The following is a 16987-nucleotide window of genomic DNA, read 5'->3' on the forward strand; positions in this document are numbered from 1 at the left end:
CTACGCGTCCCCGGAAATTTCGTCTATTCGAATGGATTGCTTTTAAATTCCATACGGAAATTTCAACTGACTTTCCAGCCTGAAATGCGCGCGAAGCCTTGACGACGCCAACTTAGAGGCGTCGTCGTTGGTACCGATAATCTAATTACGCAATATAGGCATTCGATTAAATCTATGAAAAATATATTATTGATAGTTGTGAATCGAGTTTCACGATGAATCTAAAGATATCCGCCGACATGCCGATATCGACGTGTACGGATATTCACGTCTGACCGGCCACGCGCGGCCGGTCTTCTTGGTGCAAACGGAGTTCGCTCTTTCATGGCGTTGCTTTTTCTCGTGGCCCTGTTCCTCGCCTGGCCGACGACCGGCCTGTCTCTGATCGCCTACGTCGCCATCCTGCTCGGTCGCGGTTATCTGCGAGGCAAGGCGGCGAAAACCCGCGCCGCCTATCTGGACGCGCAAGCCAGCGCCCGCGCGGCCGCGCAGGCGGGCAGCGCCACGTTGCCGACATCGATTCTCAACCCGGCGTTTCAGAAGCAGCTCGTGATCGAGACGACCAAGGCGGCCGTCGACGCCGGCATGTCGGCGGAACAGGCGAAGACGTGGTTTTCGCAACAGCGCGTGGCCAACGCGGTGATGACCGCAGCCGCCAGCTTTGAAAAGGAAGGCTTCAGCCATTCCGCGCAGATCGTGGGCGCTGCCGATTTCACGAAAGATTTCGCGCGCGCACACCTTCATGCAGCGAACGATGCATGCGAAGAAAAGGGCGATCACGACGCTGCACATGAAAAAGGCAAGGCGCTCTTCGAACAGGGAATGCGCCATGCGCTGCAATTCCGGTCCACGGAAGCGATCGATTGCTACACGCGTTCCATCGAGGCAAGCGCGAATCCGGCGCCGTACATCAATCGGGCGAATCTTTTCGGCAAGCGAATCCGGCACTTCGAAGCATTGCAGGATCTTCTCGAAGCGAAGCGGCTCGACGAAGAACAGGCCAACGAATTCCCGACAGAAATCGCACGCGAGCTCGAACATGCGAATCTGGTCACGCTCGGTTATCGGAATGGCTTTCGCGAGAAGCTGATCGAGGAACTCAAGGACGGCGACACACACGAGATCGCCGGAAGAATGCTGTGCGTGTGCTTCGGGATCGAACCCGGCCGATGGAAGTACAACACGTATGACCAGCCGTTCGTCGAATATCACTTCTTCAATGAACTGGACAACGTGTCGCGATTCGACGATCGGAAGCGCTATCCGGATGTCGCGGAATTCATCGACGCTTACCCGGCTGATTTCATCGCAATGAAAGTCGATGCCTGCCCCGATGCGCAGGCGTATCGGGACATCGAGGTGAAACTGCATAGCCTGCTGTGCTCCTATGATGAGCGGGACATGCAGCGGCTACGCAATTCGATGCTCTATCAGATCCACTGCAAGCTTCTGGAGCGGGATTTCGGCGATATGTGGATGAGTTTTGCGTCGGAATGCGAGGGCGTCACGCGGGAGGCCGCTGAGTTCAGGCAAAGGGAATAGCAGCGTCTGCGTCTCCCAGCGGCCGTTGAGTCTTCGACAGATAACTTAGAGATGTGCGCGCTCGACCTTCGGCATGCCTTTCGATCGCGCCTGCCACAAATCGTAGGTTGCCTGCCGGGCCAGCCACAGATCCGCACGTCCGCCATTCTCCACGCCGAGCCAGCCCTCGATCCGAAGTGCCATTTCGGGCGAGACGCCGGCGCGCTCGTTCAGCACGCGCGACAACGCCACGCGCGTAACGCCGAGTTGCTCAGCCGCTTGAGTAACCGTTAAACCAAGCTCGGGAAGGACGTCTTCCCGAAGCGTTTCACCCGGGTGCGGCGGGTTGAACATTTGAGTCATATTCCGAACCTCAGTGATAGTCCTGGTAATCCACCAGGACGGCGTCGGTGCCTTCGAACCTGAACGTCATCCGCCAGTTTCCGTTTACGCTCACGGAGTAGTGACCGGCCAGATTGCCGTCCAGTCCGTGCAGTCTCCAGCCTGGAACGTTCATGTCCTGCGCAGACTGGGCGACATCGAGTTGAGCCAGTTGACGCCTAAGTTTCGACGCGTGATCCGGCCTGATGCCTGCCTTACTTCCTCGAATGAAAAATTCCTCGAGCCCTTTGTGTCGCCATGACTTGATCATGGTCCTCCCAATGCCTGAAAAGATAAGTCATTTGCATTACTCCAATGGGCACTGATAGTGGTTGTATAGTGTATAGCTGCACTATACAGATGTTGGCGGACGGCGTCAATGTGAGCGCTCCAGAACGTCACCGCGATCGATGTGAGTTTTCTGCAATAGGATCTGCTTAATTCTGGGCGACGGCGGTGACCTTAACGCACCCAGATGTGAGAAAAAATCGAGGCCTTTCGGCGTTTCCACCTATATTTACCACCCCTCCAGCAGTGGTCTACTCATCACACCAGTTGACCACATCCGTGCGCTAAGTCTGGAGGAGACATGAACGTTGCAGAAACGCAGTCCGTCGAGCAATCGGCGATCAGAAAAGTGTCGTGGCGGCTCGTGCCGTTCGTCGCGCTGATGTTCTTCATCAACTTTCTCGACCGGACCGCGATTTCCTTCGCCGGCCCGAACGGGATGACCAAGGATCTCGGTCTCACCGCCGCGCAATTCGGGTTCGCAGCGGGCGTGTTCTTCATCGGCTATATCGTGCTGGAGATTCCCAGCAATCTGGCGCTGCACAAGTTCGGCGCGCGCCGCTGGCTCGCGCGCATCATGGTCACGTGGGGCGTCGTCGCGCTGCTGTTCACGTGGGTCAGCAGCATCAACGGGCTGTATACGCTGCGCTTTCTGCTGGGCGTCGCTGAAGCAGGCTTCTTCCCCGGCGCGATCCTGTTCCTCAGCATGTGGGTGCCGGCGAAGCATCGCAGCCATATTCTCGCGCTGTTCTATCTCGCGCAGCCGCTCACGATCGTCATCGGCGCGCCGCTCGCCGCGCTGCTGATCCAGGCCAACGGGCTGTTCGATCTCGCCGGCTGGCGCATCATGTTCTTCGGCGTCGCGATTCCGGCGATTCTCGTCGGCGTGATCGCGTGGTTCTATCTGACCGACAGACCCGCCGACGCGAAGTGGCTCACGACCGCCGAGCGCGACTGGCTCGTCACGTGTCTGGACGAGGAAGAGCGCGCGAAGGGCGCATCGGCCAAAGGCCACGGCAGTCCGATGGCCGCGCTGATGAGCGGACGCGTGTGGCTCTTCGCGCTGATGTATTTCGGCCTGATCTACGGTCTCTATGCGCTGGCGTTCTTCCTGCCGACGATCATCGGCGGCTTCGAGGCGCGCTTCGGCACGCATTTCAACGTGTTCCAGAAAGGCCTGATCACGGCGGTTCCGTACCTGCCCGCCGCGTTCGCGCTGTTCCTGTGGAGCCGTGACGCGACCAAACGCGGCGTGCGCTCCTGGCATATCGGCGTGCCGGCGCTCGTCGGCGCGTTGAGCGTGCCGCTCGCCATGCAGATGAACTCGCCCGCCGCGACCATCGCCGTGATCACCGTGACGGCCTGCGCGATCTTCTCCGCGCTGCCGAACTTCTGGGCGCTGCCCGCGCGTTTCCTGTCGGGCGCAGCCGCCGCGGCGGGCATCGCGCTCATCAACACCGTGGGCAATCTCGCGGGCTTCGTCGCGCCGTACATCACCGGCATGGCGAAGGACGCGACGGGCTCATACCAACTGCCGATGCTGATCGTCGGCGCCATGATGCTCATGTCCGCCGCGCTCGCTTTCGCCATCGGACGCACGAGCCAGGAGCGGACGCCGGAAGCCGTCGCCGCTAACGCACATTAAACACATTGGAGATATCGACATGAAGGAAAAGATCGCGTTGTTCGGAGCTGGCGGCAAGATGGGCGTGCGCCTCTCCAGCAATCTGCTGAAGTCGGATTATCGCGTCGCGCACGTCGAACCGGGCGCGGCCGGACAGAAGCGCCTGAAGGATGAACTGGGCATCGAATGCGTGTCCGCCGATGCCGCGCTCGACGGCGCACAAGTGGTGATCCTGGCCGTGCCCGATACGCTGATCGGCAAGCTCTCGCACGAGATCGCGCCGAAGCTTACGCCCGGCACGATGGTCATGACACTCGATGCCGCCGCGCCGTTCGCCGGCCACCTTCCGGACCGCAAGGACCTGACGTACTTCGTCGCGCATCCGTGCCATCCGATCATCTTCAACTACGACCTCGACGAAAAGTCAGTGCACGATCACTTCGGCGGCGCGCACGCGAAGCAGTCGATCGTCAGCGCGCTGATGCAAGGGCCGGAGGAAGCGTTCGATCTCGGCGAGGCCGTCGCGAAGGTGATCTATGCGCCGATCCTGCGTTCGTATCGCCTGACCGTCGATCAGATGGCGATCCTGGAGCCGGGTCTGTCGGAAACGATCTGCGCGACGCTGCTGTACGTGATGCGCGAGGCGATGGATGAAACCATCAAGCGCGGCGTGCCGGAGCAGGCCGCGCGCGACTTTCTGCTCGGCCACATGAACATTCTCGGCGCGGTGATCTTCAACGAGATTCCCGGGGCGTTCTCCGATGCGTGCAACAAGGCGATCGAGTTCGGCAAGCCGCGTCTGATGCGCGACGACTGGAAGAACGTGTTCGACCGCGAGGAGATCGCGGAAAGCATCCGCCGTATTACCTGAAACGAGGAACTGACCGTGACCGAACGCATCCACGCCACTTACTGGCTCGAAACCGGCGTCGACCCGCGCATTGCCGCCGAGACGATCGCGGGCGAGCAATCGAGCGGCACCTTCATCGCGCTGCCCAACGAGACGCCCGAGCTGAAGGCGCGTTCGGGCGCGCGCGTCGAACGGCTCGACGTGCTGGGACACAGCGAGACGCCGAGTCTGCCGGGCGGCGCGGCATCGGCGCGCTACACGCAGTGCGTGCTGGAGCTGTCATGGCCGATCGAAAACTTCGGCGCATCGCTGCCGAACCTGATGTCGACCATCGCGGGCAATCTGTTCGAGCTGCGGCAGGTGTCGGGCTTGCGTCTCACCGGCTTGCGCCTGCCCGCATCGTTCGCGGCGGCGTATCCGGGTCCGGCGTTCGGCATCGAGGGCACCCGCAAGCTGTCGGGCGTGACACACGGGCCGCTCATCGGCACGATCATCAAGCCGAGCGTCGGGCTCTCGCCCGAGGAAACCGCGGAGCAGGTGAAGGCGCTTGTCGCGGGCGGCATCGATTTCATCAAGGATGACGAACTACAGGCCGACGGCTCGCATTGCCCGTTCGATGAACGCGTGCGCGCGGTGATGCGCGTCGTGAACGATCACGCCGAGCGCACCGGCAAGAAGGTGATGGTCGCGTTCAACGTGACCGGCGATCTCGACCAGATGAAGCGTCGTCACGATCTCGTGCTCGAACAGGGCGGCACGTGCGTGATGGCGGTGCTCAATTCGATCGGTCTCGTCGGCATGACCGAGTTGCGCAAGCACAGTCAGTTGCCGATTCACGCGCATCGCGCGGGCTGGGGCTATCTGACGCGCGCCGAAGCGCTCGGCTGGGACTACGCGCCGTGGCAGATGCTGTGGCGTCTCGCGGGCGCGGACCATCTGCACGTGAACGGCTTGCGCAACAAGTTCAGCGAGTCGGATGAAAGCGTGATCGCGGCGGCGCGCGCGGTCTTGTCGCCGGTGATGGACGAAGCGCCGCTGACCGCGATGCCCGTCTTCAGTTCGGGCCAGACCGGTTTGCAGGCGGCCGATACGTATGCGGCGATCGGCTGCGCGGATTTGATCCACACGGCGGGCGGCGGCATCTTCGGTCATCCGGGCGGCGTGGCGGCGGGCGTCGAGGCGTTGCGCGAGGCGTGGGTCGCGGCGATCGAAGGCGTGCCGCTCGCGCGTCATGCCGAGCGCAATCCGGCATTGAAGGCCGCACTGGAGTTCTGGAAATGAGCACGCAATGGCCCGATGGCCTGCTGCTCGCGTATTACGGCGACGACTTCACGGGTTCCACCGACGCGATGGAAGCGCTGAGCGCCGCCGGCGTCCCGACGCTGCTCTGTCTGCAAGCGCCGACGCCCGAGCTGCTCGCGCGCTTTCCCGACGTGCGCTGCGTCGGGCTGGCGGGATCGTCGCGCGGGCGCAGTCCGCAATGGATGGACGACGAATTGCCGCGCGCTTTCGCGAGCCTCGCGGCACTGGGCGCGCCGATCCTGCAATACAAGGTCTGCTCGACTTTCGATTCATCGCCGCACACTGGCTCGATCGGCCGCGCGATCGATATCGGCGTCACGCGGATGCGCGGCAAGTGGTCGCCGATGATCGTCGGCGCGCCGCGTCTGAAGCGCTATCAGGCGTTCGGCAATCTGTTCGCGGCGGTGGATGGCGAAGGCTATCGGCTCGACCGTCATCCGACGATGTCGCGTCATCCCGTCACGCCGATGAACGAAGCGGACTTGCGCGTGCATTTGCGGCAGCAAACGCAGCGGCGCATCGAACTGATCGATTTCGTGCGGCTGCGTTCGCCCGATGTTCGCGAACGCCTGAACGCGCTGACGAATGACGATGCGCCCATCGTCATGATCGACGTGCTCGACGAAGAGACGCTCGCCGCCGCCGGCAAGCTCGTCTGGGAAGGGCGCGGCGAGGGCGTGTTCACGGCGTCGTCGTCGGGATTGCAATATGCGCTCGCGGCGCACTGGCGCTCGCAAGGCCTCGTGCCGCAGACGCCTGGACTGCCCGACGCATCCGCCGTCGATGTCATCGCCGCCGTCAGCGGAAGCTGCTCGCCGGTGACGGCCGGGCAGATTCGCTGGGCGCGCGACAACGGCTTTCGCGTCGAGCGGCTTGAACTGCGCCGCGCGCTCGATGCGCGTGCGCGCGAAGCCGAGATCGAACGCGTGGTCGGCGTCGCGGCGCAAGCCGTGAGGGAAGGTCGCAGCCCGCTCGTGTTCAGCGCCGAAGGCCCGGACGATCCCGCCGTGCTCGCTTTCGACGACATCGCATCGGACGCCGGCCTGAGCCGCGCCGAAGCTGCGCGCCGCGTCGGCGAAACGCTCGCCGACGTCATGCGCCGGTTGCTCGATCGCGCGCCGTTGCGCCGCGTCGTCGTCGCGGGCGGCGACAGCTCGGGCGAAGTGGCGAGCACGCTGGGCATCGGCGCATTGAGCGTCGCGGCGGGCATGGCGCCGGGCGCGCCGCTGTGCCGCGCATGGTCCGACGATCCCGCGCGCGACGGCCTCGAAATCGTGCTGAAAGGCGGGCAGATCGGCGGCGTGTCTTTCTTCGGCAACGTGCGCGACGGCGCTTCGCGCGCGGCTTCTTCGTGATAAGGTCGGCGCGAAGAATCATCGAAGACGGGCAATTCCGATGGCGGACATCATTCAGCGGCGCAAGCTGTATCAGGACGTACTGGACCGGTTGATGGAGCGCATCCGCTCGGGCGAGATCGCGCCCGGCGCGCAGCTTCCGTCCGAGCGCGAATTGATGGAAGCCTATGGCGTGGGACGTCCGGCGATCCGCGAGGCCTTGCAGACGCTGGAGCGCTCCGGCATCGTCGAGATCGCGCATGGCGAGCGCGCGCGTGTGGTCGTGCCGACCGCGCAGAGCCTCATCGCGCAGATCGCCATCGGCACGATGCATCTGCTGCGCACGCAACCGGACATGCTCGAACATCTGAAAGCGGCGCGGCTTTTTCTCGAAACCGGCACGGCGCGCATGGCGGCCGGGAAGGCGTCGGACGAGGACATCGCGCGGCTCGTGCAGCGGGTCGAGGCGCAGCGCGCGGCGGTCGATGATCGCGACGAATTCCTCGCCTGCGACATGGCGTTTCATCGCGAGATCGCGCACATCACGGGCAATCCGATCTATCCGTCGATCGTCGAATCCATCTTCAACTGGGCGTCCGAATACTATCGGCCGATGGTGCGCGCGCCCGGCGCCGAATCGTTGACGCTTGCGGAGCACGAACGCATCGTCGAAGCGATTGCGTCGCGCGACGGCGACGCGGCAGCCGCCGCGATGCACGCGCATCTGTCGCGCGCGAGCGCGCTGTACGGCACGCTCATCACGTCCTGAGCGCAGCGTTCTCGCGCGAGCGCAGGAACGCGGTCATCTCCTTCAGGCTCTCGTTCATTTCCTCGATCAGCCAGCGCTCAAGCTGCGCGACGTCGGCGTGCGCGCGCAGATGCGGCGCGACCCACAGCACGAGCTGGCGCGGCCCCGGCGCGAAGCCGAACGGCGCGACGAGCTTGCCGGAGACGAGGTCGTTCATCACCAGCATCTGCGGCACGAGTGCGACGCCGAGCCCGCACACGGCGGCCTGGATCAGCAGATAAAAGTGCTCGTAGGCATCCGCGCTCGCGCCGGCAACGGGCGCGATGTCGGTCGCGCGATACCAGTCCGCCCACGCCTCGGGACGCGTGCGCGTGGCAAGCAGCTTCGCGCGCGCGAGATCGGCGGGCGTCGCGAGGCCGATCGACTGCGCGTAATCGGGCGAGCACACCGGCCCGATCCATTCGTCGATGAGCGTGCGCGTGAGCGCGTCCTTCGGCGGCTCGATCGTGCTCGCGCGGATCGCAACGCTGATCTTGTCGCGCACGAAATCGATCTGGTCGTAGTTCATGTTGAACTTCAGCTCGGTCTGCGGATAGCGCCGGTGAAAGCCGGCGATGCGCGGAATCAGCCAGTTCATCATGATGGTCGCGGAGCACGACAGCGTGAGCGGCTCGGGCTTGAGCTGCTCGATGCTCGCGTCGATGAGGTTGAATGCCGTCGTGAGGCCTTCGGCGAGGCGCCTGCCTTCGGGCGTCGGGTCCGACGACTGCGCCGAGCGCACCAGCAGCGTGAGGCCGAGCGTGTCCTCCAGCGCCTTCACCTGCCGGCTGATCGCGCCGTGCGTGACGCACAGTTCCTGCGCGGCGAGCGTCATGCTGCGCAGGCGCGCCACGGCCTCGAACGCGCGCAGGGCGTTCAGCGAAGGGCGCGGGGTCTGCATGGGTCTCCTCCGTCGATGGTCTCGATTGTTTCCCGTCGCGATACGGACACGCCGATTGTAGACGGCGCGCGGGGCCGGGCGGCGTCTTTGTATCGCACTGTATCTGCGGCGAATGCCGACATACGGCGTTTCATAACGCGCGTTTCGCGAAACATGCCGGATACGTCCGGCGGTTCTAATACTTTCAAGCCGAACGATCCGAAACACACGGCGGATCGGCAAGACGGCCTTCCATCACAATCTCCGGAGGTAAATCATGAAAGTCATTCAATCGCTGATCGTCGCTGCCGCTGTCGCCATTCCGGCTCTTTCGTTCGCGCAGTCGAACCAGCCGATTACCCGTGCCGAGGTGCGCGCGCAACTCGTCGAACTGCAAAAGGCGGGCTACAACCCCGCGAGCGACCAGACGCAATACCCGCGCAACATCCAGGCCGCGCAGGCGCGTGTCGATGCGGCCCACGGCCTGACCGCGTACGGCGCGCCGGCGGGCGGCAGCGTCGCGTCGGGTGCGCGCTCGACGGACGCGGACGTCATCGGTCTCGGACCGGTTTTCGCGAAGCCGTAAGCGCGGGGGTTCAGCCATCTTCGCAAGCCCGGACGGATCGACCGTCCGGGCTTGATACGTTTCTGTGAATAGCGTATTACCCTTCGAACTTATCGCCATGCAGGCGATACACTCTTGCGGGAAAATCTCATTTTTTGACCGGATGTGACATCCGGCCAAAGGGAAGGGCGCGGAAAATGGGTATCATCCCTGTCCGCCCCGCGCGGATTGAGCCGAATGTAACAACGTATCGCAGTTTTTTGAGTGCGACGCCACTGATTTTCGAGGCGCTTATGCCCACAGACGTAGACATCATCACTGTCGAGCAGATCGCGTCGATCGCCGATCGCCTGACCGAAGAAGGCCGCAAGGTCTCACCACTGACTGTTTGGGAGGCGGCCGGCGGCGGTTCGCTCCTCGCCATCGCGGCCGGCCTGCAGCGCTGGCGCGAGGCGCGTTCGCCGGACGTGCCGCAGCAGCAGGCCCTGACCGGACTTCCCGACGACCTGGCCGAGACGCTCGTGAACGTCGCGCGGCGACTCTGGACGGTTTCCCGCGACGACACCGAACGACTCGCCGGCCAGCGCCTCTCCGTGGTGAACCAGCGGCTTTCGACGGCGCTCGCGGAGCGCGACGAGGCGCTCGCCGAGTTCCAGAAGACCGGCAGCGAAGCCGAAAAGAACCGTCAGCAGATGGCGGAAATGCTGAGCGCGTTGCGGGCGTCGGAAGAGTCGGCCGCACGTCTGCGCGAAGAGGTTGGGACGGCCACGGCGCGCGCGCAGACCGCCGAGACGCAGATCGAGGAGGCGGCGCGGCGCGCATCGATGGAACAGGCCGAGCGCGAAGCCGTGACGGCGTCGCTCGAGGAAGAGCGGCGTGCGAAGGATGCGCTGAACGCGGCGCTGGCCGCGAAGGACGAAGAGATCGCGCGCATCGCGCAGGAGCGGGATCAGACGCGCCAGCAGCATGAGCAATTGCACGGTTTGATTGCCGGCAAGGATGAAGAACTCGCGCGTATCGCGGATGAACGCAATCAGACGCAACAGCAGCACGAGCAATTGCACGGTTTGATCGCCGGCAAGGACCAGGACCTCGCGCGTATCGCCGAAGAGCGTGATCGGGCGCGTCAGGATCACGCGGATCTGCATGCGTTGCTGTCGGGCAAGGACGATGAACTCGAGCGCGTTGCGCAGGAGCGCGATCAGTTTCGGCAGGAGCACGAGGCGCTGACCCGGATTGCGCATGACAATTCGGCGCAGGTCGAGCGCTCGTCGCAGGATGCGAACGCCGCGCAGGCGCGCGCGCAAGCCGCCGAAGCACAGGCGAGCGAAAGTCTCGCGCGCGTCGCCGCGCTGGAAGCCGAGTTGAACGAAGTGCGCGCCGCGCTGGCGGTGGAGCGTGAAAGCGCGGCTGCGCGCAGCGCGGAAGTCGTGGCGCAGCGCGATCACGTCGAGCGCGTGAGCGGCGAGCTGGAGGAAACCCGCAAGCGCATCAGCGCGTTGATGGAAGAAAAGGCCGAGCAGGGCACGGAACTCGCACGCGTATCGAACGATGTCAACGCCTTGCGCGAGCGCGCCGAGTCCGCCGAGAAGAACGCGACCGATCTGGCGAAGCGTCTCGTCGAGAAGGAGCAGGGCGAAGAGTCCGAACTCGCGTCGTTGCAGCGTCAGGTTTCGGCGCAGGCCAAGTCGCATTCGAAAGCGTACGACGAACTTCGCGCCAACGCCGAGCAATGGGTCACCTACGCGAAGGACTTGCGTCAGCGGCTCGATGTGGCCAACGAGAAGATTCTTTTCATCGATGCCCGCAGCACCGGCGAAGTCGCGCTGATGCGCAGGCTCGCGGTCGAACTGGAGCGCATGAAGCCGGACCACGAACTCGTGCTGCGCGAGGCGCAGCAGAAGCTGATCGGCGACAAGATGGCGCAACAGCTCGCGCAGAAGGGTTATCGCTATGATCCGGCGACGGCGGTGATGTCGAAGATCGAATCCTGACGCACGTTTGACGATGGAAACGCAGACCATTACCGTGACGATCGCGCGCGACTGGCGCGAGCTGTACGACGCGATCTGGCGTCCTGAGGTGTTTCCGACGTGGGCGTCGGGGCTCGCGCAGTCGACGCTGGAAGACATGGACGATCATTGGCGCGCCCGTGGGCCGGAAGGCGACGTGACGATCCGCTTCACGGAGCACAACGCGTTCGGCGTGATGGATCATCGGGTGTATCTGCCGAACGGTGATGAGGTCTATGTTCCATTGCGCGTCTATCAGAACGGCGCGGGCGCTGAAGTGGCGCTCACGCTGTTTCGCCAGCCCGGCATGAGCGATGAAAAATTCGCCGCGGATGCGCAGTGGGTTCGGCGGGATCTTGCGGCGCTTGCCGGGCGTTACGGGAAGCCCTGACAGCGTGCGCCGAATCGCCGTATTCCGATAGCGCCTTCGACGAAGGCGGGGAGCCGTGGCCAAGATGAAGAAAACCGCGCCGGACTGGGTACTGCGCGCCGCGCCGACCGAAGGCATCGAACGCATCGAGGCCTGGTTTGGCGGCAAGGCCTACGGCATGCATCGGCACGACACCTATGCGATCGGCCGCACGCTCGCGGGCGTGCAGAGCTTCAACTATCGGCGCGGGCTGCGTCACAGCGTGCCGGGCCAGACGATGGTCCTGCATCCAGACGAACTTCATGACGGACAGGCGGGCACCGGCGAGGGCTTCCGCTATCGCATGCTGTATGTCGATCCCGCGCTGATTCAGGCGATACTCGGCGGCCGCGCGCTGCCTTTCGTCGAAGGCGGCGTGACGACCGATCTGCGCGTCTCGCGCGCGACGGAAGCCCTGCTGCAGCGCACCGAAGGGGCGCAGCCGCCGTTCGAGCCGCTCGAACAGCACGATGCGCTGACCGAACTGGCGCTCGCGCTCGCGCAAGCGGCCGGCGCGCCAACGGTCTCCGATAGCGGCGATTACACGAGCGCCGCGCGCGCTCATGCCTATCTGCATGCGAACTGCGATCGCATCATCACGCTGGACGAACTGGAGCGTGTGACAGGGCGCGACCGCTTCGGGCTGTCGCGTGATTTCCGCAAGTTCTACGGCACGAGTCCGTATCGCTATCTGACGATGCGCCGCCTCGATCTGGCCCGCCGCCTCATGCTGACCGGCGCGCCGCTCGCGGATATCGCGGCGCACGCGGGCTTCGCCGATCAGAGTCACATGACGCGCCAGTTCACGCGTGCGTTCGGCATTCCGCCCGCGCGCTGGCGGACGATCGCGAGCGGCGTCGCATCGGGCTGAGCGTCTGCACGATCGTTCAAGACGCACGCCGCGCGTGAGCGTTAGTCTGGCTTCGTCAACGTCACGGATACGGAGCCCAGTCATGACATCCATCGAAAGCTCTCGCGGCCAGCGCGTCGCGATCGACCCGCTCGACAAGGCGCGCAAGATCGACGGCTTCTGGCAGCAGCGCGTGATCGCCGAAATGAACGACTATCAGTTCAAGGTCGCGCGTCTCGAAGGCGATTTCATCTGGCATCGTCACGCGGACACCGACGAGACCTTCATCGTGCTCGAGGGCGAATTGCGCATCGACTTTCGCGACGGCGCGATGGTTCTGCGCGCGGGCGAGTTCGGCGTCGTGCCGAAGGGCGTCGAGCATAAGCCGTATGCGGCGCGCGAAGTGAAGATCATGCTCATCGAGCCGCGTGGCGTCGTCAATACCGGCGAGACGCAGAACGAGCGCACCGCGCCCAACGATCTCTGGGTTTGATCTGCGTCTCCAGCCCGACAAGCTATCATGTGCACATTCCAAACATGCCGCACGGGCTGGAGAACCAAATGGCTGGACCTCAGGAAAGCGTCAGCATGGCGGTGTTCTGCGACTTCGAGAACGTCGCGCTCGGCGTGCGCGATGCGAAGTACGAGAAATTCGATATCAAACCTGTGCTCGAACGCCTGCTGCTGAAGGGAAGCATCGTCGTCAAGAAAGCCTATTGCGACTGGGATCGCTACAAGGGTTTCAAGTCGGCGATGCACGAGGCCAGCTTCGAGATGATCGAGATTCCGCACGTGCGCCAGTCGGGCAAGAATTCCGCCGATATCCGTCTCGTCGTCGATGCCCTCGATCTCTGCTACACCAAAGCGCATGTCGATACGTTCGTCATCATCAGCGGCGACTCCGACTTCTCGCCGCTCGTCTCGAAGCTGCGCGAGAACGCGAAGAAGGTGATCGGCGTCGGCGTGAAGCAGTCGACCTCCGATCTGCTCGTCGCGAACTGCGATGAGTTCATCTTTTACGACGACCTCGTGCGCGAACAGCAACGCGCCATCGCCAAGCGCGAGGCACGCGAAACGAAGCGCCCGCCCGAAGAGGAACGCCAGCCGAAACACGAGATGGAATCGCGCAAGTCGCAGGCGATCGCGATCACCGTCGAAACCTTCGAGGCGCTCGCCTCGGAGCGCGGCGAAAGCGGCAAGATCTGGGCATCGGTCCTGAAGAGCGCGATCAAGCGGCGCAAGCCCGGCTTCAGCGAAACGCAATACGGTTTTCGCGCGTTCGGCAATCTGCTCGACGAAGCGCAATCGCGCGGTCTGCTGGAAGTCGGCCGCGACGATAAATCCGGCGCGTTCGTGTTTCGATCCGCCCAATTCGCGCAGTCAGCGGCGCTGGACGTGCGGCACGCCGAGGCGCCGGTAGCCGCGAGAGAGAGCGACGGCGCGGGGAATGCGAACCGCCGGAGCAAGCGCGGTGGCCGCAAGCAGGCGCCGATGCCCGTGGCCGAAACCGTCGCGGTCGTCGAACAAGCGCCGCCGATCGTCGAAGCGTACACGCCCGAACCGCAAGCCGAACCCGCGCCTGCTTTCGAACCCGCGCCCGCGCCGAAAAAGACCGCCGCGCCGCGCCGCGCGCGCAAGACGGCAGCGAAGCAAAGCGCTGCCGACGCGCCTCACGAAGCCGCCATGGAAAGCGCCTCGGCTGCGGAAACCGAAGCGGTGAAGCCGCCGCGCAAGTCGTCGTCGCGCTCGGGCCGTTCACGCAAGGCAGCCGACAAGGCAGGCGACCAGTAAGCCCGTCATCCCGGCCGCTGCTCGGCCGTCACCGCGGCTGCTTCGCGCGCATGCGCCGCCGCGTCTTCCTCGGCGCGCCAGCGCTGCCGCGACCGATACATGGTCGCGACAGCCATGCGCGCCATCCGCACCCAGCCCGAATGACGCGGGTCCGCGAGCATGCTGAGCGCGCGCGCGTAATCGAGCGTGAGGCCGGGCGTCCAGGCCATCGTCGCGGCGCGTTTGCGCACTTGCGCCGCGACCCACAGCTCGGGCGTCGCCATGATGCGCACGAGCGGCTTCCACCCGCCGCCCTTGCCCCACACCCGCGCCGATGCCCCTTCGATCGCCGCCTCCAGCGCGCGCGCCACGGAACTCGAGCAATTGCGGTACGTGAGGTTGTAGGTCGTGTCGCGTTGATACGCCTGCCAGAAGCGCGCGAGCCGGTCCGGATCGTAATTGCGGATCCGCACCTGCTGCGTCGACGGACACCACGCTTTCGATTCGGTCGCATAGTCGGGCTGAAACAGGCCGGGCACATCGTTCTCGCGGGTCGCGCGCAGCGTGCGCGTGAACTCGTTCGGCGAACGGTCGATCTCGACCGCCGGATACAGGCTGATGTACACGCCTTCGGGCGTCTCCAGCGCGGCGTGGCCGGTCGAGATGGTGCCGTTCCTGTCGACCGCGGCGATATAGCGGTCGACGAGCAATTGCCGCCGCGGCTGCGACTTGGCCGTGCCGACCGGCGTCCAGACGTGTACGGTCAGTGCCGCTTCGTCGGGCGCGGGCGGACCGTCCCAGACCGCGCCGGCGAATGACGGCGCGGCTTGCCTCGATCCTTCCTGCGCAGTTGCGTCCGCATCGCCATCGACGGCCGGATTCGCCGCCATGCGCCGCACGCGCGCCGCGAGCAGGATCATGTTCCAGCCGCCGAAGAACAGCCCGAACGCGACGCAATACGCGACGGTGCCCGCGTAGTGATCGGGATACGGCTGATAAAAAAAGATTGCGATGGCGATTTCGAGCACGCCGCCCGCCGTCGCGAGACGCCATTTGCGAAAGCGGACCAGGCGCGCCGAGACGATCTGCAAGGCGCCATCGACCAGAAAGAGCGTGCCGAAGATGAGCGACAGCACGAAATTGCCGTGCTCGCCGCCGAACAGCACGAGTAGCGCCGACAGGCAGAACGTCGTGCCCTTCACATAGCGCAGCTTGCGCTGGCCGCCCATGCCGGTCCACGCGACCGCGAGCGTGGCGAGGCCTTCGAACAGCATCATCAGCGCGAACGGGATGATGGGAAAGTAGAGCGAGCCGTCGAGCGCGTCGGTGAAGATGACGCCGCCGAGCGCGATGCTGAGCAACCCGACGATCATCACCGCGCGCCAGCGGGTGCGCAGATAGTCGACGCCGAGAAGAATCATCACGAGCCGAACCATTGCTTCCTCCGTCCGATCATTCGATGCCTTGTGCGGGACCCGCGCGGTCACACATTTTATAAGGCAATGACGGGGAAAGCCGCAAGCGCGGAAAATCAAACCACAGACAAATACGCGGCTGTCATGCACGCTGCACGACAGCCGCGCGATCACTTCACTTACTGCACCGCATGCTTCGCGGCATCTTCGATCACGGCCGCGACCTGCTTCGGCTTTGATTCATACACGGAATGGCTGGCGCCGGGTATGACTGTCATGTGACTATGCGCGCGCTCGTAGTACCAGCGCTCCAGATCCGGATTGATGATTTTGTCGCTGCCCGCCACGATGCCCCAGCTCGGCTTCGAGGTCCACGCCGCCGCCGTCAGCGGCGTCGTGAAGACTTGCGCCGCCGTCAGGATCTGCGAACGCGATTCGAACTGCGCCTGCTTGAGCGGCAGATCCGCCGCGAAGTCTTTCGGGAAGACGGTGGGATTCAGATACGTGTAGCCATCCGACGTCTTTTCCACCGCGCCCGTCTGCTTCGCGAGGAAGCTGGGCGTCTTCTTGCCGAGCGCGCCTTCGTCCTCGCCCACGTTCGGCGCGTGCGCCGCGACATAGACGAGAGCCGCGACATTCGGATGCACGCCCGCTTCCGTGATGACCGACCCGCCGTAACTATGACCGACGAGAATCGCCGGGCCGTTCTGCAGATCGAGGACGCGTCTGGTCGCGGCGACATCGGCTTCGAACGAGGTCAGGGGTTCCTGCACCATCGTCACGTGATAGCCGTCCCGGGTCAGGATGTCGTAGACCGGCTTCCATCCCGAGCCATCGACCCATGCGCCATGCACGAGCACGATGTTCCTGACCGGCGCATGGCCGGCGGTGGCGGGGGCGGCATCCTGAGCCATTGCGCCAGCCGATGAGAACAGACCGGCCGACAGCGCCAGCACCGAAGCTGCTTGCAAGATTCGCTTCATGAAAGACTCCGTTTGC

General features: G+C 64.3%; 17 protein-coding genes. 12 read left to right on the forward strand and 5 right to left on the reverse strand.

Annotated features, from left to right (window positions below):
- Nucleotides 1-324: 324 nt before the first annotated feature.
- Complete coding sequence (locus NK8_RS27615) at nucleotides 325-1542, forward strand: hypothetical protein (protein WP_213232908.1); 1218 nt, start codon at nucleotides 325-327, stop codon at nucleotides 1540-1542.
- Nucleotides 1543-1587: 45 nt separating this feature from the next.
- Here NK8_RS27615 and NK8_RS27620 read toward each other — a convergent pair whose 3' ends face one another.
- Both NK8_RS27620 and NK8_RS27625 read right to left on the reverse strand, forming a co-directional pair.
- Nucleotides 1588-1884 (reverse strand): HigA family addiction module antitoxin, encoded by a 297-nt coding sequence (locus NK8_RS27620; RefSeq protein ID WP_213232910.1) that lies wholly within the window; start codon nucleotides 1882-1884, stop codon nucleotides 1588-1590.
- Between the two features lie 10 nt (nucleotides 1885-1894).
- Nucleotides 1895-2173: a type II toxin-antitoxin system RelE/ParE family toxin gene (locus tag NK8_RS27625; RefSeq protein WP_213232912.1), complete on the reverse strand. Its 279-nt coding sequence runs from the start codon at nucleotides 2171-2173 to the stop codon at nucleotides 1895-1897.
- A gap of 318 nt (nucleotides 2174-2491) precedes the next feature.
- On the opposite strand from NK8_RS27625, the gene NK8_RS27630 reads away from it, so the two are divergent.
- The 5 genes from NK8_RS27630 to NK8_RS27650 are packed head-to-tail and all read left to right on the forward strand — an operon-like array spanning nucleotide 2492 to nucleotide 8069.
- Nucleotides 2492-3835: an MFS transporter gene (locus NK8_RS27630; RefSeq protein ID WP_213232914.1), complete on the forward strand. Its 1344-nt coding sequence runs from the start codon at nucleotides 2492-2494 to the stop codon at nucleotides 3833-3835.
- Between the two features lie 19 nt (nucleotides 3836-3854).
- Nucleotides 3855-4685, forward strand: coding sequence for a phosphogluconate dehydrogenase C-terminal domain-containing protein (locus NK8_RS27635; RefSeq protein WP_213232915.1), 831 nt, complete (start codon nucleotides 3855-3857; stop codon nucleotides 4683-4685).
- 15 nt (nucleotides 4686-4700) lie between these two features.
- Nucleotides 4701-5945 (forward strand): ribulose-bisphosphate carboxylase large subunit family protein, encoded by a 1245-nt coding sequence (locus NK8_RS27640; protein ID WP_213232916.1) that lies wholly within the window; start codon nucleotides 4701-4703, stop codon nucleotides 5943-5945.
- Nucleotides 5942-7321 (forward strand): 3-oxo-isoapionate kinase OiaK, encoded by a 1380-nt coding sequence (gene oiaK, locus NK8_RS27645; protein ID WP_213232917.1) that lies wholly within the window; start codon nucleotides 5942-5944, stop codon nucleotides 7319-7321. The genes NK8_RS27640 and oiaK overlap by 4 nt, the downstream gene beginning before the upstream one ends.
- A 40-nt stretch (nucleotides 7322-7361) precedes the next feature.
- The gene (locus NK8_RS27650; RefSeq protein ID WP_213232918.1) at nucleotides 7362-8069 is read left to right on the forward strand and encodes a transcriptional regulator NanR; all 708 of its coding nucleotides are present in this window, start codon (nucleotides 7362-7364) and stop codon (nucleotides 8067-8069) included.
- Here the strand turns inward: NK8_RS27650 and NK8_RS27655 are convergent.
- On the reverse strand, nucleotides 8059-8988 hold the full coding sequence (locus NK8_RS27655) for a LysR substrate-binding domain-containing protein (protein ID WP_162069932.1): 930 nt from the start codon (nucleotides 8986-8988) through the stop codon (nucleotides 8059-8061). The genes NK8_RS27650 and NK8_RS27655 overlap by 11 nt on opposite strands.
- Before the next feature lie 256 nt (nucleotides 8989-9244).
- Between NK8_RS27655 and NK8_RS27660 the strand changes: the two genes are divergently transcribed.
- The 6 genes from NK8_RS27660 to NK8_RS27685 all read left to right on the forward strand — a co-directional run bounded on the left by NK8_RS27660 (nucleotide 9245) and on the right by NK8_RS27685 (nucleotide 14594).
- Nucleotides 9245-9553: a DUF4148 domain-containing protein gene (locus tag NK8_RS27660; protein WP_162069931.1), complete on the forward strand. Its 309-nt coding sequence runs from the start codon at nucleotides 9245-9247 to the stop codon at nucleotides 9551-9553.
- Nucleotides 9554-9825: 272 nt separating this feature from the next.
- Nucleotides 9826-11526, forward strand: a complete 1701-nt coding sequence (locus NK8_RS27665; protein WP_213232919.1) for a DNA-binding protein — start codon at nucleotides 9826-9828, stop codon at nucleotides 11524-11526.
- Between the two features lie 13 nt (nucleotides 11527-11539).
- Entirely contained in the window at nucleotides 11540-11935 is a 396-nt protein-coding gene (locus NK8_RS27670; RefSeq protein ID WP_213232920.1) for a polyketide cyclase, read from the forward strand.
- A gap of 64 nt (nucleotides 11936-11999) precedes the next feature.
- Nucleotides 12000-12824 (forward strand): AraC family transcriptional regulator, encoded by an 825-nt coding sequence (locus tag NK8_RS27675; protein WP_213233226.1) that lies wholly within the window; start codon nucleotides 12000-12002, stop codon nucleotides 12822-12824.
- A gap of 82 nt (nucleotides 12825-12906) precedes the next feature.
- A complete protein-coding gene (locus NK8_RS27680) occupies nucleotides 12907-13296 on the forward strand; it encodes a cupin domain-containing protein (protein WP_162069928.1) in 390 nt (129 codons plus the stop codon).
- Between the two features lie 68 nt (nucleotides 13297-13364).
- Nucleotides 13365-14594, forward strand: coding sequence for an NYN domain-containing protein (locus NK8_RS27685; RefSeq protein WP_213232924.1), 1230 nt, complete (start codon nucleotides 13365-13367; stop codon nucleotides 14592-14594).
- A gap of 5 nt (nucleotides 14595-14599) precedes the next feature.
- Here the strand turns inward: NK8_RS27685 and NK8_RS27690 are convergent, their stop codons facing one another.
- Both NK8_RS27690 and NK8_RS27695 read right to left on the reverse strand, forming a co-directional pair.
- A complete protein-coding gene (locus NK8_RS27690) occupies nucleotides 14600-16009 on the reverse strand; it encodes an HdeD family acid-resistance protein (protein WP_213232926.1) in 1410 nt (469 codons plus the stop codon).
- A gap of 158 nt (nucleotides 16010-16167) precedes the next feature.
- Nucleotides 16168-16971 (reverse strand): alpha/beta hydrolase, encoded by an 804-nt coding sequence (locus tag NK8_RS27695; protein WP_213232928.1) that lies wholly within the window; start codon nucleotides 16969-16971, stop codon nucleotides 16168-16170.
- Nucleotides 16972-16987 lie beyond the last annotated feature (16 nt).

This window comes from Caballeronia sp. NK8 (assembly GCF_018408855.1).
Taxonomy (GTDB): Bacteria; Pseudomonadota; Gammaproteobacteria; order Burkholderiales; family Burkholderiaceae; genus Caballeronia.

Excerpts from the sequence above, each read along its gene's own strand:
- NK8_RS27665 (WP_213232919.1), top strand. The coding sequence starts at position 9,826 with ATGCCCACAGACGTAGACATCATCACTGTCGAGCAGATCGCGTCGATC.
- NK8_RS27635 (WP_213232915.1), top strand. The coding sequence starts at position 3,855 with ATGAAGGAAAAGATCGCGTTGTTCGGAGCTGGCGGCAAGATGGGCGTG.
- NK8_RS27675 (WP_213233226.1), top strand. The coding sequence starts at position 12,000 with ATGAAGAAAACCGCGCCGGACTGGGTACTGCGCGCCGCGCCGACCGAA.
- NK8_RS27630 (WP_213232914.1), top strand. The coding sequence starts at position 2,492 with ATGAACGTTGCAGAAACGCAGTCCGTCGAGCAATCGGCGATCAGAAAA.
- NK8_RS27650 (WP_213232918.1), top strand. The coding sequence starts at position 7,362 with ATGGCGGACATCATTCAGCGGCGCAAGCTGTATCAGGACGTACTGGAC.
- NK8_RS27690 (WP_213232926.1), bottom strand. The coding sequence starts at position 16,009 with ATGGTTCGGCTCGTGATGATTCTTCTCGGCGTCGACTATCTGCGCACC.
- NK8_RS27620 (WP_213232910.1), bottom strand. The coding sequence starts at position 1,884 with ATGACTCAAATGTTCAACCCGCCGCACCCGGGTGAAACGCTTCGGGAA.
- NK8_RS27670 (WP_213232920.1), top strand. The coding sequence starts at position 11,540 with ATGGAAACGCAGACCATTACCGTGACGATCGCGCGCGACTGGCGCGAG.
- NK8_RS27655 (WP_162069932.1), bottom strand. The coding sequence starts at position 8,988 with ATGCAGACCCCGCGCCCTTCGCTGAACGCCCTGCGCGCGTTCGAGGCC.
- NK8_RS27685 (WP_213232924.1), top strand. The coding sequence starts at position 13,365 with ATGGCTGGACCTCAGGAAAGCGTCAGCATGGCGGTGTTCTGCGACTTC.
- NK8_RS27615 (WP_213232908.1), top strand. The coding sequence starts at position 325 with ATGGCGTTGCTTTTTCTCGTGGCCCTGTTCCTCGCCTGGCCGACGACC.
- oiaK (WP_213232917.1), top strand. The coding sequence starts at position 5,942 with ATGAGCACGCAATGGCCCGATGGCCTGCTGCTCGCGTATTACGGCGAC.
- NK8_RS27660 (WP_162069931.1), top strand. The coding sequence starts at position 9,245 with ATGAAAGTCATTCAATCGCTGATCGTCGCTGCCGCTGTCGCCATTCCG.
- NK8_RS27695 (WP_213232928.1), bottom strand. The coding sequence starts at position 16,971 with ATGAAGCGAATCTTGCAAGCAGCTTCGGTGCTGGCGCTGTCGGCCGGT.
- NK8_RS27680 (WP_162069928.1), top strand. The coding sequence starts at position 12,907 with ATGACATCCATCGAAAGCTCTCGCGGCCAGCGCGTCGCGATCGACCCG.
- NK8_RS27625 (WP_213232912.1), bottom strand. The coding sequence starts at position 2,173 with ATGATCAAGTCATGGCGACACAAAGGGCTCGAGGAATTTTTCATTCGA.